This window comes from Variovorax sp. Soil_C_39 (genome assembly GCF_057656815.1).
Window position 1 is genome coordinate 283,730 of the sequence record NZ_JBDGJQ010000006.1, and the last position, 20,394, is coordinate 304,123.

14 protein-coding genes are annotated in these 20,394 nt (G+C 71.1%); all 14 read left to right on the top strand.

Going from position 1 to position 20,394, the window contains the following annotated elements; all coding sequences use genetic code 11:
• The first annotated feature begins 133 nt into the window (after positions 1 to 133).
• Positions 134 to 1,465, top strand: a complete 1,332-nt coding sequence (gene tssK / locus AC3A6J_RS18010) for a type VI secretion system baseplate subunit TssK (RefSeq protein WP_487861336.1) — start codon at positions 134 to 136, stop codon at positions 1,463 to 1,465.
• Positions 1,462 to 2,787, top strand: coding sequence for a DotU family type VI secretion system protein (locus tag AC3A6J_RS18015; RefSeq protein ID WP_487861337.1), 1,326 nt, complete (start codon positions 1,462 to 1,464; stop codon positions 2,785 to 2,787). Before tssK ends, AC3A6J_RS18015 begins: the two co-directional genes overlap by 4 nt.
• Positions 2,784 to 6,383: a type VI secretion system membrane subunit TssM gene (tssM, locus tag AC3A6J_RS18020; protein WP_487861338.1), complete on the top strand. Its 3,600-nt coding sequence runs from the start codon at positions 2,784 to 2,786 to the stop codon at positions 6,381 to 6,383. The genes AC3A6J_RS18015 and tssM overlap by 4 nt, the downstream gene beginning before the upstream one ends.
• Positions 6,383 to 6,964 (top strand): type VI secretion system-associated protein TagF, encoded by a 582-nt coding sequence (tagF, locus tag AC3A6J_RS18025; RefSeq protein ID WP_487861339.1) that lies wholly within the window; start codon positions 6,383 to 6,385, stop codon positions 6,962 to 6,964. Before tssM ends, tagF begins: the two co-directional genes overlap by 1 nt.
• A gap of 610 nt (positions 6,965 to 7,574) precedes the next feature.
• A complete protein-coding gene (locus AC3A6J_RS18030) occupies positions 7,575 to 9,482 on the top strand; it encodes a protein kinase domain-containing protein (protein WP_487861340.1) in 1,908 nt (635 codons plus the stop codon).
• A 54-nt stretch (positions 9,483 to 9,536) separates the two neighbouring features.
• Positions 9,537 to 11,159 (top strand): murein transglycosylase A, encoded by a 1,623-nt coding sequence (gene mltA, locus AC3A6J_RS18035; protein ID WP_487861341.1) that lies wholly within the window; start codon positions 9,537 to 9,539, stop codon positions 11,157 to 11,159.
• Between the two features lie 157 nt (positions 11,160 to 11,316).
• Positions 11,317 to 12,066, top strand: coding sequence for a hypothetical protein (locus tag AC3A6J_RS18040; RefSeq protein WP_487861342.1), 750 nt, complete (start codon positions 11,317 to 11,319; stop codon positions 12,064 to 12,066).
• 28 nt (positions 12,067 to 12,094) lie between these two features.
• Positions 12,095 to 13,228 (top strand): hypothetical protein, encoded by a 1,134-nt coding sequence (locus AC3A6J_RS18045; RefSeq protein ID WP_487861343.1) that lies wholly within the window; start codon positions 12,095 to 12,097, stop codon positions 13,226 to 13,228.
• A 116-nt stretch (positions 13,229 to 13,344) separates the two neighbouring features.
• Positions 13,345 to 15,336, top strand: coding sequence for a caspase family protein (locus tag AC3A6J_RS18050; RefSeq protein WP_487861344.1), 1,992 nt, complete (start codon positions 13,345 to 13,347; stop codon positions 15,334 to 15,336).
• A 37-nt stretch (positions 15,337 to 15,373) separates the two neighbouring features.
• Entirely contained in the window at positions 15,374 to 15,931 is a 558-nt protein-coding gene (locus AC3A6J_RS18055; RefSeq protein WP_487861345.1) for a type VI secretion system tube protein Hcp, read from the top strand.
• Positions 15,932 to 16,073: 142 nt separating this feature from the next.
• On the top strand, positions 16,074 to 16,886 hold the full coding sequence (locus tag AC3A6J_RS18060) for a type VI secretion system accessory protein TagJ (RefSeq protein WP_487861346.1): 813 nt from the start codon (positions 16,074 to 16,076) through the stop codon (positions 16,884 to 16,886).
• A complete protein-coding gene (tssE, locus tag AC3A6J_RS18065) occupies positions 16,879 to 17,388 on the top strand; it encodes a type VI secretion system baseplate subunit TssE (protein ID WP_487861347.1) in 510 nt (169 codons plus the stop codon). Before AC3A6J_RS18060 ends, tssE begins: the two co-directional genes overlap by 8 nt.
• Positions 17,389 to 17,397: 9 nt before the next feature.
• Complete coding sequence (tssF, locus tag AC3A6J_RS18070; RefSeq protein WP_487861348.1) at positions 17,398 to 19,290, top strand: type VI secretion system baseplate subunit TssF; 1,893 nt, start codon at positions 17,398 to 17,400, stop codon at positions 19,288 to 19,290.
• Positions 19,266 to 20,393: a type VI secretion system baseplate subunit TssG gene (gene tssG, locus AC3A6J_RS18075; protein WP_487861349.1), complete on the top strand. Its 1,128-nt coding sequence runs from the start codon at positions 19,266 to 19,268 to the stop codon at positions 20,391 to 20,393. Before tssF ends, tssG begins: the two co-directional genes overlap by 25 nt.
• Position 20,394: the final 1 nt, after the last annotated feature.

Below are 20,394 nucleotides of genomic sequence, written 5' to 3' on the forward strand. Positions count from 1 at the left end.
AAAAACGCCGCCACTACTCCCTTCGCCGTAGCTCCAAAACCCGGCGTCTAGGCCGTTAGGCGGATTTGCCCGCCGCGCGCCGCGCCGGAAACTCCCAGCTCTTCGGGCAGCCCTTGCCTTTGACGGAGTGCGGATGAGTTGGCGAACAAAAGTGGTCTGGAGCGAGGGGATGCTGCTGCAGCCCCAGCACCTGCAGCAAAGCGAGCGTCATGGCGACCATGCGCGGCATGTGCTGCTGCGCTCGACCACGCCGTACGCCTGGGGCTTTGCGGAGGTCGAGATCGATGCCGCGGCGCTCACGCTCGGCAAGCTCGCGCTGGTGCGCGCGGTCGGCATCTTCGGCGACGGCACGGTGTTCGACATGCCGGCGGTCGATCCGCTGCCCGAGCCGATCGACATTCCATCCACCATGCGCGACGAGGCCGTGGTGCTTGCGCTGCCGCTGCGCCGCGCCGGTGCGCGCGAGGCCGATGCCGAGGAATACGAGGAGCTGGTGCGCCACCGCGTGCTCGAGTCGGAAGTGCCCGACTCCAACACCGCCGGCGAGCGCACCGCGATGCTGCAACTCGGACAGCTGCATACGCGCCTGATGCGGGCGAGCGAGGCGACCGATGCCTGGACCACGCTGGGCGTGGCGCGCGTGGTCGAGCGCCGCGTCGACAACCAGGTGCAGCTCGACCGCGCGATGCTGCCGCCGCTGCTCGACGTGGCGGCCCATGCGGTGATCCGTTCCTGGCTCGACGAACTGCTGGGCCTGCTGCGCCAGCGCGGCGAGGCGCTGGCCGGGCGCATGACGCAGGGCGGAACCGGCGGCGTGGCCGAGATCGCCGACTTCATGCTGCTGCAGACCGTGAACCGCAACGAGGCGGTGTTCGCGCACCTGGCGAAGAGCGCGATGCTGCATCCGCGCGAGTTCTTCGCGCAGGCGCTCGGGCTGGCCGGCGATCTCGCGAGCTTTCGCGATTCGCGCCGCGTCACGCGCTTCGGCCCTTACGTCCACGACGACCTTGCGATGAGCTTCCGTCCGCTCATGGACGACCTGCGGCGCAGCCTTTCGATGGTGCTCGAGCAGTCGGCGATCCGCATCGACCTGCACGACCGCAAGCACGGCGTGCGCGTGGCGGTGGTGGCCGACGTGGAGCTGCAGCGCAACGCCACCTTCGTGCTCGCCGTGAACGCGCACATGCCGAGCGAGGCGCTGCGCGCGCGCTTTCCGACGCAGGTCAAGATCGGGCCGGTCGAGCGCATCCGCGACCTGGTGAACCTCGCGCTGCCGGGCGTCACGCTCACGCCGCTGCCGGTGGCGCCGCGCCAGATCCCGTTCCATGCGGGCGCCAATTACTTCGAGCTCGAGACGCGCAACAGCGACCTGTGGCGCCAGCTCGAACAGTCGGGCGGCATCGCGATGCACATCGCGGGCGACTTTCCGGGCCTCGACCTGGCTTTCTGGGCCATCAGATCATGACCACTCCCGACCCCTTCGCGGCGTTCGAGTCCGAGCGCACGGTCATCAAGCCCAAGCCGCGCACGCCGGCGGGCAGTGCGCCGGCCGCGGCCGCGCCGCCGCCATTCATGCCCGCGAGCGATCCCGCACCGGCCGAGGTCGGCGAGATCGGGCTGCTCAATCCGCTGGTCTCGGCCGCGGGCAAGCTGCTGGTGCTTACGGCCAAGCTGCGCAACTTGGCGCAGCCGCCCAACGTGCCCGCGCTCAGGGCCTCCACCGCCGAGGAGGTGAATCGGTTCGATACCGCGGCACGCCGCGCGGGCATCGCCAACGAGACGGTGCTGGCGGCGCGCTACGTGCTCTGCACCTCGCTCGACGAGGCGGTCGCCAACACGCCCTGGGGCGTGCAGGCCGGCTGGAACAAGCAGAGCCTGCTGGTGCAGTTCCACAACGAGACCTGGGGCGGCGAGAAGGTGTTCCAGCTGCTCGCCAAGCTCGCGCAGGACGTGCCCACGCACCGCCATCTGCTCGAGCTGATCTACAGCGTGCTCGCGCTCGGCTTCGAAGGCCGCTACCGTGTGGTCGACAACGGCCGCGCGCAGCTCGACTCGGTGCGCCAGCGCCTGGCCGACCTGATCGCCAAGGACCGTCCGCCGCTCGAGGCCGAGCTCTCGCCGCACTGGCGCGGCCAGGGTGCGGGCATGGTGCGGCTGCGCGAATCGCTGCCGCTGTGGGTGTTCGCGGCCGGCTTCGCGCTGCTGCTCGCGCTGGCCTGGTTCGGCCTGCGGCTCGCGCTCAACCACCGCTCCGACACCACCTATGCGGCCGTCTCGAGCCTGCGCGTTCCCAACATCCAGATCGCGCCGCCGGCCACGCCGGCCAAGGCACCGCGGCTCGCGCGCTTTCTCGAGCCCGAGATCAAGCAGGGCCTGGTCACCGTGACCGACGAGGCCGACCGCAGCACGGTGCGCCTGCGCGGCGATTCGTTCTTCGGCTCCGGCAGCGCCGAGCCGATGGCGAGTTCGCTGCCGGTGCTGCGCCGCATCGGCCAGGCGCTGGCCGAGGTGAAGGGCGACGTGCTCATCACCGGGCATTCCGACAACCAGCCGATCCGGTCGTTACGCTATCCGTCGAACTGGCATCTGTCGGCGGCCCGCGCCGATGCGGTGCGCGGCGCGCTCACCACGCTGGTCGAGCCGGCGCGCATGCGCTCCGACGGCAAGGCCGATGCCGAACCGGTGGCGCCCAACGATTCGCCGGCGAACCGCGCGCGCAATCGGCGCGTCGAGATCGTGCTGCTGGCCGGGCCCGAGCAGGTGGCTGCGGCGGGGGTGACGAAATGATCAAGAAGCTATTCGGTCTGGTGTTCAGCCCGCTGCTGCTGACGCTGGTGGCGTTGGTGGTCGTCGCGCTGCTGATCTGGTGGATCGGCCCGCTCGTGCGCATCGGCGAACTGGCGCCGCTCGAGACCGAGCTCTCGCGCGGCGTGCTGATCGGCCTCGTCGTGCTCGCCGTGGTGCTGCGCGTGCTGTGGCGTCGCTGGCGCGCGCGCCGTGCGAGCCAGTTCCTGACCGATGGCCTCATGAAGCCGCCTGCGCCCAAGGCCGGCGCGCCCGTCGACGGCGAGCAGAAGATCCTCGACACCCGCTTCACCGAGGCCGTGGCCACGCTCAAGCAGATGCGGCTGCATGCTGCGGGCAAGAAGCCCGGCTGGCGCGACTGGCTCTCGATCTCGGGCGGCAGCTACCTGTACGACCTGCCGTGGTACGTGTTCATCGGCGCACCGGGCGCGGGCAAGACCACCGCGCTGGTCAACTCGGGCCTGAGCTTTCCGCTCGCCGAGAAGTTCGGCCCCGGCGCGATCCGCGGCGTGGGCGGCACGCGCAACTGCGACTGGTGGTTCACCGACGAGGCCGTGCTGATCGACACCGCGGGCCGCTACACCACGCAGGACAGCCACCAGGCCGAGGACAAGAGCGCGTGGGAGGGCTTCCTGGGCCTGCTGCGCAAGGTGCGGCCGCGTCGCCCGCTCAACGGCGTGTTCCTCACGGTGAGCGTCGCGGACCTGCTGAGCCAGGGGCCCGAACAGCGCAGCCAGCTCGCCGCGTCGATCCGGGCGCGGCTGCTCGAACTCGACGAGAAGCTCGTCACGCGGCTGCCGGTGTATGTGCTCGTCACCAAGAGCGACCTGCTCTACGGCTTCACCGACTACTTCGACGACCTCGGCAAGGAACAGCGCGCGCAGGTTTTCGGCTTCACGCTCGCGGCCGACGAAAACGTGCAGGCCGACGAGAAGGGCCTGTCCGCCGCGTTCCACCGCGAGTTCGGGCTGCTGCACAACCGCATCAACGACGGGCTGATCCCGCGCATGCAGCGCGAGACCGACGGAACGCGCCGCGCCGCGATCTTCGGCTTTCCGGCGCAGTTCGGTTCGGTCGGCGGAATGCTGTCGGACCTGCTCGAGCAGGTGTTCACCGGTTCGCGCTTTGCGCAGCCGCCGTGGGTGCGCGGCGTCTACTTCACCAGCGGCACGCAGGAGGGCAGCCCGATCGACCGCGTGATGGGCAGCCTTTCGCGCAGCTTCGGCATCGAGCGCGCGATGCTCGCGCCGCAGAAGTCGAGCGGGCGCAGCTACTTCCTGACCGCGCTGCTGCGCGACGTGGTGTTTCCCGAGCAGCGCCTGGCCGGCGCCAACGTGAAGCTCGAGCGCCGCCGCCACACGCTGCGCATGGCCGGCGTTGCGGCCATGACGCTGGTCACGCTCGGGCTGCTCGCGGGCTGGGGGTGGAGCGCAATGAAGAACATGGACTACCTGCGCTCGGTCGAGGCACGCGTCGAGCCCGCGCGCCAGGCGCTCGCGGCGCTGCCGTCGCGGGTGCAGAACCTGGTCGAGGTGGCGCCGGTGCTGCAAGGCCTGCGCGACATCTGGAAGACGCCCGACAACCGCCAGGGCGAGGCACCGCTCGCGATGACGCTGGGCCTGTACCAGGGCGACAAGCTCGACGCCGCCGCCATGCTCACGCACCAGCGCGCGCTCAACGACGCCTTCCTGCCGCAGATCGCCAAGCGTGTGGAGGACCAGCTGCGCACCGCGCAGCGGGACAACCTCGAATACACCTACGAGGCCCTCAAGAGCTACCTGATGCTCTACCAGCCCGAGCACTTCGATGCCGAGGCGCTCAAGGCCTGGATCACGCTCGACTGGGCGCGCAGCCTCGACCGCGGCATTCCCGAGGACCAGCGCCTGGCGCTCGAGAGCCAGCTCGACGTGCTGATCGCCCAGGGCCCGCCGCGCTCGCCGCTCAAGATCGACGACAACCTGGTGCGCAGCGTGCGCGCGATGCTTGCAAGCTACCCGCTCGAGCAGCGCGTGTTCAGCCGCCTCAAGCGCCAGCGCGCCACCAAGGACATTCCGGCGTTCAGCATCGCCGCCGCCGCAGGCCCCTCGGCGCCGCTGGTGTTCGAACGCATCAGCGGCAAGCCGCTGACCGAAGGCGTGCCGGGCATGTTCACCTATGACGGCTACCACAAGCGCTTCCAGAACGAGGTGGTGGTGCTCACCGGCCTGCTCGCGCAGGAAGACCCGTGGGTGCTCGGCCAGGACCGCAGCGCCACCGACCGCCTGCGCGACGCGGCGGCGATCGGCGCGCTGACCGATCGCGTGCGCCGGCTGTATCTGGCCGAGTACGTCAAGCAGTGGGAGGCGCTGCTGGCCGACGTGCGGCTGATCCGCGTCACCGGGCTCGAGAAGAACATCGAGGCCGCGCGCATCCTCTCCGGCGTGGGCTCGCCGCTTGCGAACTTCCTGCGCGCGGTGGTGAAGGAAACCACGCTGATCCCCGCCGACCAGCCCAAGGACGTGGTGAGCAAGGCGAGCGCCACCGTCGCGAGCACGCGCAAGGGGCTCGAAGACCTGTTCGGCGGCGATCCGACCCGGCCCGTGGCCAGCGGCAAGCGCATCGAGAGCATCGTCGACGACCGCTTCGAGCCGCTGCGCCGCCTCGTCACGCCCGTGGCGCCGGGCCAGCCCGCGCCGCTCGACGATGCGTTGAAGCTCTTCAACGAGGTCTACGTGTACCTCAACGCGGTCGACACGGCCGTGAAGGGCCGCACCTCGCCGCCGCCCGGCGACGTGGCCGGCAAGCTCAAGTCCGATGCGGGGCGCCTGCCCGAGCCGGTGCGCACCATGGTCGAGAACCTGAGCCAGACCGGCGCCGCGCAGGCGCAGGTCGCCGAGCGCGGCAACCTGAGCCAGGACCTGCGCCCCGTGACCGAGTTCTGCAACCGCGCGATCGCCGGGCGCTATCCGTTCGTGGGCAGCAGCAAGCGCGACGTGCTGCCCGAGGACTTCGGACAGATGTTCGGCGCCGGCGGGCTGATGGACGACTTCTTCCAGAAGCGGCTCGCATCGCTGGTCGACACCAGCACCCGGCCGTGGCGCTACAAGCCCGTGGCCGAGCGCGGCGCCATCACCACGCAGGCGCTGGCGCAGTTCGAGCGCGCCGCGCGCATCAAGGACATCTTCTTCCGTGCCGGCGGCCGCGGGCCGTCGATGCGGCTCGACTTCAAGCCGGTGGAGATGGACGCCGGCATCACGCAGTTCATCCTCGACGTGGACGGCCAGCTCGTGAAGTACGCGCACGGCCCCGTGGTGCCGATGGCCGTGCAGTGGCCCGGCCCGAAGGGCAGCAACCAGGTGCGCATCCAGGTCAGCCCGCCTTCGGCCACCGGAAGTTCGGGCGCGGCGGTCGACGGGCCGTGGGCGCTGTTCCGCGCGCTCGACGACGGCCAGCTCGAGGCCGGCGATGCGCCCGAGAAGTTCTTCATCACCTTCCAGATCGGCCCGCGCAAGACGCGCTTCGAGGTGACGACCAACAGCGTGCAGCATCCGATCCGCTTGAAGGAACTGCGCGAGTTCTCCTGTCCGGAGGGCCTCTGATGATGACGATGGAGGCCGCAGCGTTGCCCGGATGGTTCGGCAAGTTGCCGGGCATGGGCGACTTCGCGCACCGCCGGCTGCCCGCGTCGTTTCGCGATGCGTGGGACCCGTGGCTGCAGCAGGGGCTCGCGCGGCTGCGCGACCGGCATTCGGACTGGACATCGCACTACCTCGAGGCGCCGGTCTGGTGTTTTGCGCTCGGGCCGGGGGTGGCCGGTGAGGACGGCTGGATCGGCGTGATGATGCCGTCGGTCGATGGGGTGGGGCGGTACTTTCCGTTCACCGTCGCGGTGCCGTCTGCGTCGCTCGCGGCGGGGCTGCCATGGTGGGCCTGTGCGACGCGGGCCGCGCTCGAAGGGCTCGACGGCGACCTCGATGCGTTGCGGTTCGATGCCGTGCTGGGGCGGGTGTTTGCTTCGGGTTTCGTCTCGGGGGCGGCGGCTGGTTCGCTGGCGATGCCTGCAGCGGGGGAGTCGCTCTGGATGGCGGATCCTGCTGTAGACGATTCGATGCGGATGCTGGTTCGGGGGTTGCCGCGCGATGAGGCCTTCGAGGCGTTGTTTCTCGGGGGGCGGGAATGAGGCGGGTTGCTCGTTTTCGTTGCCGGGGCCGGGTCTCGCCCCGGCGGGCGAGCTACTTTCTTTTGCTTCGCCAAAAGAAAGTAGCCAAAGAAAAGGCGACCCTGCTGTCTGTGTCCCTTCGCTTCGCTACGGGCAACCTGCGGTGCTCGGCTCCGGCGGGGGTCCGCAGAACTCGCTTCGCTCAAACAGCTGCGGCCCTGATCCCGCCTCCACCTGCGCTCCTCGGCACAGCCAGAAGGGGGTGGGGAACCGACGGGCCATCGCTGCGCTCGGCCACCAACGCGAGCGCGCGCAGCGTGCTCGCTTGCGCCGGGGGCCGAGCGCAGCGACGGCCCGCATGGTCTCCAAGTCCCCTCTGGCTGCGCCGAGGAGCGGAGTGTTTCGCGGATCAGGGCTCGCAGCTGTTTGAGCGAAGCGAGTTCTGCGAGACCCCGCGAAACGCGAGCACCGCAGGTTGCCCCGTAGCGCAGCGAAGGGGTCGCAGACAGCGGGGTCGCCTTTTCTTTGCTTACTTTCTTTTGGCGAAGCAAAAGAAAGTGAGGCCGCCGTCGGGCGGACACCCCGGCCCCGGGAAACAACCGCTCAGCCTGCGCCAACAAGGAGCCCGTCCATGACCGACTCCAACAAAGACGAAGAAGACCGCACCCGCGTCGTCAGCAGCCGGACCGACGCGCCGACCACGCTGGGCGACACCGCAGCCACCGTCATCACCGCCGGCACACCCGTCACAGCCCCCGCCACCGGCACCCACGAAGCCGGCCTCCTCCCCGTAGCCAGCCGCCTCGCCGAATTCGAGATCACGCGCGTCATCGGCCAAGGCGGCTTCGGCGTGGTCTACGAAGCCTGGGACCACACGCTCGAGCGCGTCGTCGCCATCAAGGAATACCTGCCCACCTCGCTCTCCACGCGCCAGCAGGACGGCACCGTCGTGCCGCTGTCCGAGCGGCACCGCGAGACCTTCGATCTCGGCATGCGCAGCTTCATCAACGAAGCGCGCCTGCTCGCGCAGTTCGACCATCCGTCGCTGCTCAAGGTCTACCGGTTCTGGCAGGAGAAAGGCACCACCTACATGGTGATGCCGTTCTACCGCGGCGACACGCTGCGCCAGGCGCTGGTGTCGATTCCCGCGGGCGTGGACGAGGCCTGGCTGATCCGCATCATGGACGGCGTGACGCAGGCGCTCGCGGTGATGCACGGTGCCAATTGCTACCACCGCGACATCGCGCCCGACAACATCATCTTGCTCGAAGGCTCGGGCCGGCCCGTGGTGCTCGACTTCGGCGCCGCGCGCCGCGTGATCACCGACAAGACGCAGGCGATCACCGTCATCCTCAAGCCGGGCTACGCGCCGATCGAGCAGTACGCGGAAATGCCCGACATGTCGCAGGGCGCCTGGACCGATGTCTATGCGCTGGCGGCGGTGATGCACGTGGCGGTCTGCGGTCGCGCGCCGCCGCCTTCGGTGGCGCGGCTGCTTTCCGATAGCTACGTGCCGCTCGCGGGCAACGAGATCCTGCGCGAGCGCTACAGCTTGCGGCTGCTGCAGGCGATCGACGCGGGGCTGGGCGTGCGGCCGGAGGCGCGGCCGCAGTCGATGGCCGAACTGCGCGCGGCGCTCGATCTCGAAGTCGGCACCAGCATCGCGCCGACGCCTCGCACCTCGCCGGCATCGCCCGGCGCGGGCGCGATGGCCCAGGCCGATCTGCCGACCACCATCGGGCGTGGCAGCAAGGCGATGGCACCGGCACCGGCACCCCGGCCGCAAGGCCGCGCCGACGGCGGTGGCGGCAGCGGCAAGACCGTGGCCACGATCGCCTCGGTCGCGCTGCTTGCCGCGGTGGGTGCCGGTGGCTGGTGGTGGCTGCGCGGCGCAGCCGACGCGCCTGCCGATGGCGGCAGCGGAGGACAGGCCGTTGCCGTGGCGCCCGCGCCGCCGGCCGACACGGGCGACAGCGCCGTCGAGGCCCCACCGCCGCCGCCGCCGCCACCGCCCCCTCCACCGAAGCCCCGCACGCCGCTCGAGTCGCTGCGATCGCTCGCGGCCGGCGCGGCGCCGGGCTTCGGTGTGGCGGCGGTGCCGGCCAAGGCCGAGGTCGCGATCGGCAAGGACCGCCTCGGCTTCGAGATCAAGAGCCAGCGCGACGGCTTTGCCTACGTGTTCCTGCTGTCCAGCGGGGGCGAGATGTTCCTCTTGTTCCCGAACCTGCTCGACAAGCACAACAAGCTCACGGCCGGCAACGCGCTCTCGCTGCCGCGCGCTTCCTGGCCGATGAACGCGGGCGGACCCGCGGGCACCAACCATTTCGCGGTGCTCGTGAGCGAGCACGAGCGCGACTTCGGCAACGCGGGCGTCCAGAACGACGGCGTGTTCCCGCAGTTCCCGCTGCCGGTGCTGGCAGCGCTCGAGGCCAACCGCGGCACCGGACCGTCGCCACTGCTGGGCAAGCCGATGTGCGCGCCCGGCGTCCCCTGCAACGACGCGTACGGCGTCGCGAATTTCAAAATCGTCGAGAAGTAATCGTCTGCAGGAGGAGGGCCCGCCGGGCCCTCTTCTGCCGACATGGAGGCTTTCATGAACACACGGTCGCCGATCTTCGTTCCCGCGCTTCGCTGGGCCACCGTGGCCGCCGCCGCGCTCGCGGCAGGCTGCGCCAACCTGCCGTACTTCGGGCGCAGCGCCGACGGGGCCGCTGTTGCTCCCGCCAGCGCGCCCGCCGCGTCCGCGGTGGTGGCCGCCGCCCCACCTGCGCCTGCACCCGCCCCCGCGCGGCCCCCGCCAGGCGCAAGCGTGGCCGGCCAGGCGCGCACCTTCTCCACCCAGCTGGCCACCTACACGGCGGTCAGCTTCGATGCCGTGCCCGGCTGGCGGCGCGACGATTTCTCGGAGAGCTGGCCCGCCTTCCTCACGAGCTGCAAGGTGCTCACGGGCCGCGGCGCCGAATGGAAAGACGTGTGTGCGCGCGCGCTCCGGGTCGACAGCCGCAACGACGTCGCGATCCGCGGCTTCTTCGAGCAGGAGTTCTCGGCCTACCAGATCCGCGACGACGACCGCCGGCCCGACGGCGTGGTCACGGGCTACTTCGAGCCCGAGATCGCGGGCAGCCGCACTTACGCGCCGCCCTACATCTACCCGGTGTACGGCCAGCCCGAAGACATGCTGTTCGCCGACGCGCGCAAGCTGCCGCGCGGCAACGGCACGGTCGCCGCGCGAGTGCAGGGCCGCAACGTGCTGGTGCAGACGGGACTCAGCACGCGCGACATGGGCGCGCCCGGTCTCTATGCGCTCGACCTCTCGGCGATCACGCGCGACACGCTCGACCGCAAGGTGCGCCTGCGCGTCGAGGGCAAGCAGCTGCTGCCCTACTACACGCGCGAAGAGATCGAGACCAAGGGCGCGCCCAACGCCAAGGTGCTGGCCTTCGTGAGCAGCGCCACCGCCCTCTACGAGATGCAGATCCAGGGCTCGGGCCGCATCCGCCTGCCGAGCGGCGAGGTCGTGCGCGTGGCCTATGCCGAGCAGAACGGCCAGCCTTTCCGCCCGACGATCGCCAAGGCGCCCAACGGCAAGCCACGCAGCGCGGTCAAGGTGCGCGGCTCGTCGATCGAGCTGGAGCTCGATGACGGCGATGACGACGAGACCGATGGCGTCGAGACCGGCGTGATCCGCACCCGCGGCTTCACGCTGGCGCGGCCCGTGACCAGCGGCGCGGTGGTGGTGCCGGGGCGCCGTGCGACCGGCCGCGTCGCCGGCTCGGGCATCACCGACCCGAGCTACGTCTTCTTCAAGGAGTCGCAGTCGCCTGAGGGTGGCCCGGTGGGCGCGTTCGGCGTGCCGCTGTCGGCCGGCCGATCGATCGCGGTCGATCCGCGCAGCACGCCGCTCGGCTATCCGGTGTTCATCTCCACGCGCACGCCGCGCACGGGCGAGCCGATGCAGCGGCTGACCATTGCGCAGGACACCGGCGGTGCGATCCGCGGCGCGGTGCGGGCCGACTACTTCTTCGGCAACGGCCAACAGGCCGCAGCCAATGCGCGCCGCATGAAGGAGCGCGGCCAGCTCTGGATCCTGCTGCCGCGCGGACTCGCGGTGGCGCAGGCGGCCGCGTCCTCGGGGATCCGCACGCGCGGCGCGGCCGTGGGCGCGGACCTGCCGCAATGCCTGGTGCCCACTGAAGACATTTGCGTCGACGATTGATGCACAACGCCTGCCAGTCCGTCCCTGCAGCGGCCCGCGCAGCGCGGCCCCTTCGGGAAACACCGCGGAACCGGCTTTGCCGGGCCGCTGGTGTTGCCCCCGGAGAGGGGGAGGGCGAAGCGACACGCAGTGCGCGAAGCCTGGGGGAGAGCCAGTGATGCAGGAAACGCTGTCGTCCGCGCAAAGCACCGAGCTCGTGCGCCTTTGGCGCCGGCGCCAGACGCTGTCCGCAAGCGACATGGGCGCCATGTACCGCATCGTGGGCGATGCGCTCGTGGCCTGCAATCCGCCCGAGCTGCAGGTGCTGGGCGAAGGCCGCCAGGAGCTGGTGGCGCAATTCATCTACGTGAAGGTGCTGCGGCTCGATGCCGATCCCGACGAGGCCGACGAGCGCGCGGGCCACAGCGCGCCGTCGAGCGCCTTCGCGCTGTGCGCGTACTTCCGGCGCTACCTGATCGACTGCACGCGTGCGAGTTCGTTCCGGCGCAAGCTCTCGATCGGCGACCAGGTCACCGAGGCACAGCTCGAGGAGGCGCTCGGCGCCGACGAGGACATGGACGCCTGCCTCGCGGAGCACGGCCTGAGCGCCGCCGCGGTGCAGCAGGCGGCACGCGCCTTCATTGCGCAACTCGACGAACCCGAACGCCTGCTGCTCTGCGAAGGCTTCGGCAGGGAGGCCGAGGGCGGGCTCTCGGGCATCGCGTCGCGCCACGCCATTGCGTCGTACCACTACCGTGCGGGCCGGCTCGGCCTGGTGCACAAGCGCGAGGCGCTCACGGCCGACTACGCCAAGACCCGGCTCGGCGGCTGGCTGCAGCAGACGCTGGGCATCGCGATCGAGCGCGAGAACATGGCCGCGATCCTGCAGGTTTTCAAAATCCTCGGCGCTGAAGCGTCTTATGCCTGAAGACATAGCCATTCAGGAACAGACCGCCATGCCGACCACCGAACTCTGGCCCCCCCTCAGCGTCATCCGCAGCGCGTTCGAGGCGCCGGGTGCCGTGCCCGCGCCGCCTGCAGCCGACACGGCGGCCGTCGTCGCGATACCGCACCGCGCCACGCCCGCGCCGCCGCCCGATGCGCCGCGCGCGGTGCTCGACCTGCTGCTGCCGCTCGCCGAACTGGCGGCGCGCCGCGAGGCCGTCGCACGCCGCGCCTTCACCGCGCGCTGGGCGCCAGGCCGGCTGGTGAGCGTGGTGCACGAAGGTCGGCTGCTCGGCGTGCTGCTCGACCGCTGCGTGCAGGGCAGCGTGTGGCAGGGCTGGATGGCCGCCAGCGAGGCCGACTGGGCCGGCGCGCACGACGTGCTGCTCGAGCCCGGGGACGAGCCCTTCGAACCCGCCTTCGGACTGGTCCAGGCCTGGAACGTGGTCACGCTCGAACCGAGCCCGCAGCTCTGCGCGCGCGTGCTCGGCGAGGTTTCGGCCACGCGGCTCGCCGCCATCCGCGCGGTGCACGACGAATGGGCCGCCCAGGCGCCGCTCGGCATCGCGCCGGCGCCGGGCCACATCGCCTTGCGCACCGCGGGGGGCGTGTTTTCGGTGCTGTGCGGAACCCCCCTCGGCGCCGACGATCCGCGCGCCGACTACCAGGCGCTCTACCGCACCGCCGCGGCGCAGCTTGGCACCGCGCTGCAGCCGCAGGCCGTGGAGGGCACGCCGCGCGCCAGGCCGCAGCCGCGGCCCGAAGGCGGCTGGTGGGGCAGCATCCGCCGCTGGTTCGGTACGGAGGGCTGGATGCGGCCCGCGCTCGGCGTACTCGCGCTGGTCGTGGTGGTGCAGAACGTTGGCCTCTTCGGCAGCCGTGGCGATGAAGACGACGCGGTGCGCTTCCGCAACCTGCCCTCCGCGCCCGCCGCCGCGAGTGCCGACCTCGTCGTGCGCTGGAAGGACGGCGTGCGCGTGGACGAGGCCGACCGGCTGCTGCAGGCGGTGTCGGCCGAAGTGGTGGGTGGGCCGGGCAGCAACGGCGTCTGGCGCCTGCGCGTGCCCGATGTCGAGCAGAGCCTGCAGTTGCTGGCTGCGTCGCCGCTCGTCGAGACTGCCGCACGCGCGACGGAGCGGCCATGACCCGTGGCGCACGGCTCCCCGTCTTGCTCCCTCCCCCTCTGGGGGAGGGCAGGGGTGGGGGCCCGCGGTGCTCGATCGCTTCGCAACTCCTGCAATGCCTGCTGCTGATCGCCGCCATGCTCCTCCTCGCACCGCAGGCCGCCGCCGCCCAGCGCGCATTGCTCGTCGGCGTCTCCGAGCTCGTCAACCAGCCGCAATCGCTCTGGCTCCAGGCCCCGCGCAACGACGTGATGCTGATGCGCGACGCGCTGCTCAAGCAGGGCTTTGCGCCAAACGACATCGTGCTGCTCGCCGACGGCGTCGAGGGCGCGGCGCTGCCCGCGTCGCACGCCATCCATGAGGCGCTTGGCCGGCTGCTCGCGCAGTCGAAGAGCGGCGATTTCGTGCTCCTCTACTTCTCGGGGCATGGCACGCGCTGGCGCGATGCGGCCAAGCGCTACCAGGAGCCCGATGGCCTGGCCGAGAACTTTCTCGCGCGCGACGTGCGCGGCACCGTGGGCGCGCAGGCCGCGCTCTCGGGCGGGATGCGCGACGTCGACTTCGACGCCTGGGTGGAGGCCTTCCTCGCGCGCGACGTGTTCGTGTGGTCGGTGTTCGACACCTGCGCCGCCACCTCGATGACGCGCAGCACCGCGGCCGCGCCGGCCGTGGCCGAAGGCCCGCCCGACGACGAGGTGCGCTGGCGTGGGCTGCGCACCGCGCAGCTGCAGGCCGCTGCCGCTGCCGCATCGCCCGCCGTCGCTGCAGTGCCCGCGCCGCCCGCGTCCGAGCGCGTGCCACGGGCGCGCTACGTCGCCTTCTTCGCATCGGAAAGCCACCAGATCACGCCCGAGCTCCGGCTGCCGCGCCAGGGCCGCCACGCGCGGTCGCAGGGCCTTTTGACCTGGGCCGTGGCGGGCGCGCTCGAGCGCCGGCCCGCGACCTGGCGCGAACTCTTCGATGGCGTGCTCTCGGTCTATCCGCCGGTCATCGACGAGCTTGCGCAGCGCTTTCCCACGCGCGAACTGCCTTCGCCAGTGGCCGAGGGCAACCTCGATGCACCGCTGTTCGCCAACGGCGCGGGCGCGGCGTCCACGCGCCCGGCCTGGCGCGCGCAGCGCAGCGGCGACCAGCTCGTGCTGCAGGCGGGACTGATCGATGGTGTGCAGCCATCGCAGGAACTGCGCGTGAGCGCCACGCTCGACGACGGCACCCAGCGCAGCGCCCCGTCGCGGCTGGCGCAGGCCGACATCGACAGCGCGCGCCTGCCGGTGCCCGCGCCACTGCGCGACGTGCCGGGTGGCGCGCTCTGGAACGTGTCGCCGCTCGCCGCACCGGCCGCGTTCGCACTGCGCGTGCGCGGCCAACCGCAGCTGCAGCAGCGGCTGAACCTCGACTATCCCGCCTCGGTCGCACTGCTCGGCAGCGCGGGCGGCGATGCGGCCGAGGCGCCCGAGGTGCGCTGGACGGACCTCGGCGCCGCCGGCCACAGCATCGAGGTGCTCTCGCCCGCGCTCGGCGCCGGCACGCAGCTGCTGCCCAATGCCGCGGCAGCGCGCAGGCGCATCGCGCTGCTCGCGCGCCTCAAGTGGTGGAACCGGCTGGTCGCCATCGGCCAGGCGGGCGCCACGCCGGTCGAAGGCTTCGACGCCGTGCTCGAGGTGTGGCAGGGCGATCGCCTGCTGCGCAGCGAATCGGCGCTGCGTGCGGGCGCAGGCGGCCTGCTGCCGCTCGGCGACGGCGAGCGTGCCGCGCTGCATGTGCGCAATGCCAGCGGCCATTCGGTCGACATGGTGGTGGTCGGCGTCGACGCCGACGGGGCGCTGCGCGCGGTCTACCCCGACGACCCCGGCGCGACCAACCGTTTCGAGCGCGGCACGCGCGAGGCACCCGCGGCCAAGCGCTTCGAGCTGCCGTGGCTGGCGTCGGCCGGCGGCGCGCGCCTGCTGGTGCTCGCGACCGTGGCCGGCCCCCACACCGCGCCGCGGCTCTTCGGCGCCGCGCCGCTCGACACCGCCACGGGCGGGCTGGCGGGGCTTCGGCTTCGCGGCCAGCCCGCGCCCGACAAGGCGCGGCAGACCTATGCCGCCCTGGTGCGCTGGCCGGGCGAGGGCCCGGCCGCGCGATGACCGCACCCACCTACTTTTCTGCCATCAGGAGATCGACATGAGCTGGACTTACGACGGAAAACTGGACCCCGATGAGGCCCTGCGCCTGCTCGATCACCTCTCGGGCCAGTCGGGCAACGACTTCGCGATGATGATCGAGAGCAAGGGCTCGGCGATCGAGGGTGAATCCAAGCGCACCTACGAGGACGGCAAGCAGCGCATGGAGATCGGCGGCTACTCGTACAAGACCGACGTGATCGTGCCGCCGGGCGCGAGCAAGGGCAAGCTGCGCAACTACCCGTTCATCGTGATCCGTGACTGCGACGCCGCCACCGCCTCGATCGCGAGCCTGCTCAAGAGCCAGGACGCCGACTTGAAGGTCACGGTCTCGGTCTTCAAGGCCGGCGGCGACAGCTCGAAGGACATGCAGTCGCACCTGGAGTTCGTGATGGAGGGCGCGCGCGTGCAGTGCCATGCGATCGTCACCGGCGGCTCGCCCAAGCGGCCCTGCGACATCATCTTCTTCAGCTACCGCAAGCTCGAGATGCGCTCGGCACCGCAGCAGCAGACCGGCGCGCGCGGCGCCGTCAGAACTTGTACCTTCGTCGAGGCATAGGTATGAACGCCCCCCGAAGCGCCTTCGACGCCTCCCCCCACTGGGGGGCGCACCCAGCGGCCCGGCAAAGCCGGTTCCGCGGGTGCTCCCGAACGGGCCTCGCTGTCGCGGGCCTCTCGAATCCATGCGAGGAACCGACAAAATGACTGCCGCCGAACTCCTCAAGTCCGCCGACCCCGTCGGCGCCCTCAAGGCATTGAGCGACGACGTGCGCGCCAAGCCCTCCGACAGCAAGCCGCGCGTGTTCATGGCGCAGCTTCTGTGCGTTCTCGGGCAGTGGGAGCGTGCGCTCAACCAGCTGACGGTGGCCGCCGAGCTCGATGCGCTCGCGGTGCCGATGAAGCAGGTGTATGGCGAGGCCATCCGCTGCGAGGGCCTGCGCGCCGAGGTGTTCGCCGGCACGCGCACGCCGATGATCTTCGGGCAGCCCGACGAATGGCTGGCGCTGCTCATCGAGTCGCTGCTGCGGCAGGGGCGCGGCGAGGCCGACCTGGCCGAAGACCTGCGCCAGCGCGCGTTCGACGCGGCGCCCGCGGTCGGCGGGCGCATCGACGGCGTTCCCTTCGAATGGCTGGCCGATGCCGACATGCGCCTGGGGCCGGTGCTCGAGGCCTTCGTCAACGGCAAGTACTACTGGATTCCGTACGCGCGGCTGTCGCACATCAAGATCGAGCCGCCCGAGGACCTGCGCGACTGCGTGTGGATGCCCGCGCACCTTGCGTTCGAGAACGGCGGCGAGACGCTGGCGCTGATCCCCACGCGCTACGAAGGCAGCGAGCAGTGCGACGACGGCGAGCTGCGGCTTGCGCGCAAGACCGCATGGCGCGAACTGCGGCCCGAGGTCTGGGCCGGCCACGGGCAGCGCGTGCTCGGCAGCGACCAGGGCGAGTACGCGCTGATGGATGTGCGCGAGATCGTCTTCGCGCCGGCGGCCGAAGGATCGGGCGGTGGCTGACCTCAGCGCGCAGGAGCGCCTGCAGCCTTCGCTGCTCGACCGGCTGGTCGACGAGGCGCCCGGGGAAAAACGCGAGAGCGACGAGAAGCGCACGCTCACCAAGCAGGCGCTGCGCGCGGCGGTGCTGCGCGACCTGAGCTGGTTGTTCAATGCCACCGGCTACGGCCTCGCGATGGACGACCGGCAGTACCCGAACGCGGCGCGCTCGGTCCTCAACTACGGATTGCCTATGCTGTCTGGCCAGTTCACCTCGTCGGTCCAGCGTGTCAGCATGGAACAGGCTCTGAAGAACGCGATCCTGCAGTTCGAGCCCCGCATCTTGTCACGCACTCTCGAAGTGGAACTCGTCATGGATGGCCCCGCCCTCGACTCGCACAACAGCATCGGCCTGCAGATCCGCGGCATGCTGTGGGCGCAGCCCGTGCCGCTGGAGTTCCTCATGCGCAGCCGGGTCGACCTGGAAGAAGGACGCATCGAGATCGAGGACATGTCCAACCGGTAGCGCCCGCGCATGGACCCCCGGCTGCTGAACCTGTACGAGCAGGAGCTTCGCTACTTTCGCGAAAGCTCGGCCGAGTTCGCTCGCGCCTTCCCGAAGATCGCGCACCGCCTCGGCATCGAGGGCCAGGAAGTCGCCGACCCGTACGTCGAGCGGCTGATCGAGGCCACGGCCTTCCTGTCGGCACGCGTCAACCTCAAGCTCGACGCCGAGTACCCGCGCTTCACCGGGCACCTGCTCGACATCGTCTATCCGCACTTCCTCGCGCCCACGCCTGCGATGGCCGTGGTCTCGTTCGCGCACGATCCCGAGGACGCCAACCTCGCGACCGGCCCGACGCTGCCGCGCGGTGCGGGCCTGCGCGCACGCCAGGCCGTGGGCCAGAACACGTATTGCGAATTCCGCACCGCGGCCGCAATGCGGCTGTGGCCACTCGAAGTGCAGCGCGCGCAGTACTTCAGCTATGCGCCCGACCTGCCGCTGGCCACGCACCCGGAATCACGCGCGATCCGCGGCGGCCTGCGCATCCAGCTGCGCACCACCGCGGGCCTGAACTTCAGCCAGATCGCGCTCGACGAGCTGGTGCTGCACCTGGGGGGCGCCGAAGACGTGGCCTGGCAGCTGCACGAATGCGCGCTCGGCCGGCCGATCGGCGTGCTGGTGCGTCCGCTCGGCGCGGGCGGTGCGCTGCAGGGCGAGGTGCGCAGCCTGCCCGCGAGCGCCATCGGCGCGGTGGGTTTCGACGACGAAGAGGCGCTGCTGCCGGTCACGGCCACGGGTTTTTCTGGCTTTCGGCTGCTGCAGGAGTACTTCGCGTTTCCGCAGCGCTTCCAGTTCATCAAGCTCGGCGGGCTGCAGCCGGTGCTGTCGTCGATGCCGGTGGGGCAGGTCGAGATCGTGCTGCTGTTCTCGCGCGGCGACGCCGCGCTCGAAAAGCTCGTGAGCGCCGAGAACGTGCAGCTGCATTGCGTGCCCGCGGTCAACCTGTTCCACAAGCGGCTCGACCGCGTGCCGCTCAGCGAGGGCGTGAGCCAGTTCCACCTGGTGCCCGACCGCACGCGGCCGCAGGACTTCGAGGTGCACACCGTCAACGAGGTCGTCGGCCACGGCGCGCCGGGGGCGGACGCCGCTGCGGCCGAGCAGCTGTTCCGGCCCTTCTATTCGGCCTTTCACGGCACGCGCCACAGCCACCCGGCCTACTACACGACCACGCGCGAGCCGCGCATGCTGTCGGTGCGCCAGCGCACCGAAGGCAACCGCAGCAGCCATATCGGCTCCGAGGTCTACATGCAGATCGTCGATCCGCAGCAGGCGCCGTACGCGGGCACGCTGCGCCAGCTCGCGGTGTCGGCGCTGTGCACCAACCGCGACCTGCCGCTCTTGCTGCCGCTGGGCCGCGAGAACGACTTCGACTGCGTCGACTCCTTTCCCGCGCAGCGCGTGCGCATGGTGCGCGGCCCGTCGCGGCCGGTGTCGCCGGTGGTGAGCCAGGGCCTGGGCTGGCGCGTGCTCGACCATCTCGCGCTCAACTACCTGTCGCTGTCCGACAGCACGCCGCAGCAGGGCGCCGCGGCGCTGCGCGAGACGCTGATGCTCTACGCGGTGCATGGCGACGAGATGCGCCAGGGCCAGGTGCGCGGGCTGCTGTCGGTGAAGGCCAAACCCGTGGCGCGCCGGCTGCCGATGAAGGGGCCGATCGCCTTCGGCCGCGGGCTGGAGGTCACGCTCGAGGTCGACAAGGATGCGTTCCACGGCCACAGCGTGTTCCTGTTCGGCGCGGTGCTGGCGCGCTATCTCGCGCGCCATGTCGAGGTCAATCATTTCGTCGAGACCGTGGTCCGCGTGGCGGGCAAGGGCGAGAACATGCGCTGGAGGCCGCTGTGCGGGACACGCCAGATCCTCTAGCGGCCGGCGCCGCGGGCGCGTCGGCCACCCACGACGCGGTGCGAACGCGCGTCGATGCGGCGCTCGGCCAGTATTCGGACCAGCCCTGGGCGTATGACTACTTCGCGGTGCTGCGCCGGCTCGAGGCCGCCGCCGCGACCACGCCGCGCTGGGGCCGTGCGCTGCTGCCGGGCGCCGAGCCGGTGCGCGTGGGGCAGGAGCCGTCGCTGTCGTTCGCGCCGGCCGCGTTCAGCCGCTTCGAACCGGCGGCCGCGCATTCGCCGCCGCGGCTGCGGCAGCATTTCTTTGCCTACATCGGTCCCAACGGGCCGCTGCCGGTGCACCTGAGCGATTTCATCCGCGAGCGCAGCCTGAACCATGGCGACCCGACCTGGCTCGCCTTTCTCGACAGCTTCCTGCATCGCTTCTCGCTGCACTTCTACCGCGCCTGGGCGCAGGCTCGGCCCGCGGTGGCGCTCGACCGGCCGCACGAGGACCGCTTCCGGCTGCAGGTCGGCGCGCTCGTGGGCGTCGGCACGCCGGGGCGCATCGGCCGCGACGAAATCCACGACGACGCGCGGCTGCACTTCTCGGGCTGGCTCGCGCGCCGCGTGCACAACGCCGAGAGCGTCGAGGCGGTGCTGTGCAGCTACTTCGGCGTGCCGGTGAAGCTCGAGCGCTGGGTCGGTCACTGGATGGCGCTGCCGGCCGGCGAGTTCACGCGGCTGGGCCGCGGCGAGAGTTCGCGTTCGATGGGCCTGGGCGCCATGCTCGGCACGCGCGCCTGGGACCGGCAGCACCGCGTGCGGCTGCACATCGGGCCGCTCGATCTGGCGCAGTACCGCATGTTTCTGCCGACCGGCGATGCGCAGCCCGTGCTGCAGCGCTGGATGTCGCAACTGCTGGGCGACGAACTCGAATGGGATGCCGAGCTCGTGCTGCAGAAGGAGCAGGTGCCGCCCGCGCGGCTCGGCCAGCACCAGGGCAACGCGCCGCGCCTGGGCTGGATCGCGTGGCTCGGCGAACGCACGCGTTCGCGCGACGCGGCGGACGTGCGCATCGCGAGCCGAACCCCTGCCCGCAGCGGACGACAAAGCGAATCCGCGCCGCTGGCCTTTCAATGAA

Coding starts and splice junctions, on each gene's coding strand:
- AC3A6J_RS18060 (WP_487861346.1), top strand. CDS start 16,074: ATGACTGCCGCCGAACTCCTCAAGTCCGCCGACCCCGTCGGCGCCCTC.
- tagF (WP_487861339.1), top strand. CDS start 6,383: ATGATGACGATGGAGGCCGCAGCGTTGCCCGGATGGTTCGGCAAGTTG.
- tssF (WP_487861348.1), top strand. CDS start 17,398: ATGGACCCCCGGCTGCTGAACCTGTACGAGCAGGAGCTTCGCTACTTT.
- tssK (WP_487861336.1), top strand. CDS start 134: ATGAGTTGGCGAACAAAAGTGGTCTGGAGCGAGGGGATGCTGCTGCAG.
- AC3A6J_RS18015 (WP_487861337.1), top strand. CDS start 1,462: ATGACCACTCCCGACCCCTTCGCGGCGTTCGAGTCCGAGCGCACGGTC.
- AC3A6J_RS18045 (WP_487861343.1), top strand. CDS start 12,095: ATGCCGACCACCGAACTCTGGCCCCCCCTCAGCGTCATCCGCAGCGCG.
- mltA (WP_487861341.1), top strand. CDS start 9,537: ATGAACACACGGTCGCCGATCTTCGTTCCCGCGCTTCGCTGGGCCACC.
- AC3A6J_RS18040 (WP_487861342.1), top strand. CDS start 11,317: ATGCAGGAAACGCTGTCGTCCGCGCAAAGCACCGAGCTCGTGCGCCTT.
- AC3A6J_RS18050 (WP_487861344.1), top strand. CDS start 13,345: ATGCTCCTCCTCGCACCGCAGGCCGCCGCCGCCCAGCGCGCATTGCTC.
- AC3A6J_RS18030 (WP_487861340.1), top strand. CDS start 7,575: ATGACCGACTCCAACAAAGACGAAGAAGACCGCACCCGCGTCGTCAGC.
- tssM (WP_487861338.1), top strand. CDS start 2,784: ATGATCAAGAAGCTATTCGGTCTGGTGTTCAGCCCGCTGCTGCTGACG.
- AC3A6J_RS18055 (WP_487861345.1), top strand. CDS start 15,374: ATGAGCTGGACTTACGACGGAAAACTGGACCCCGATGAGGCCCTGCGC.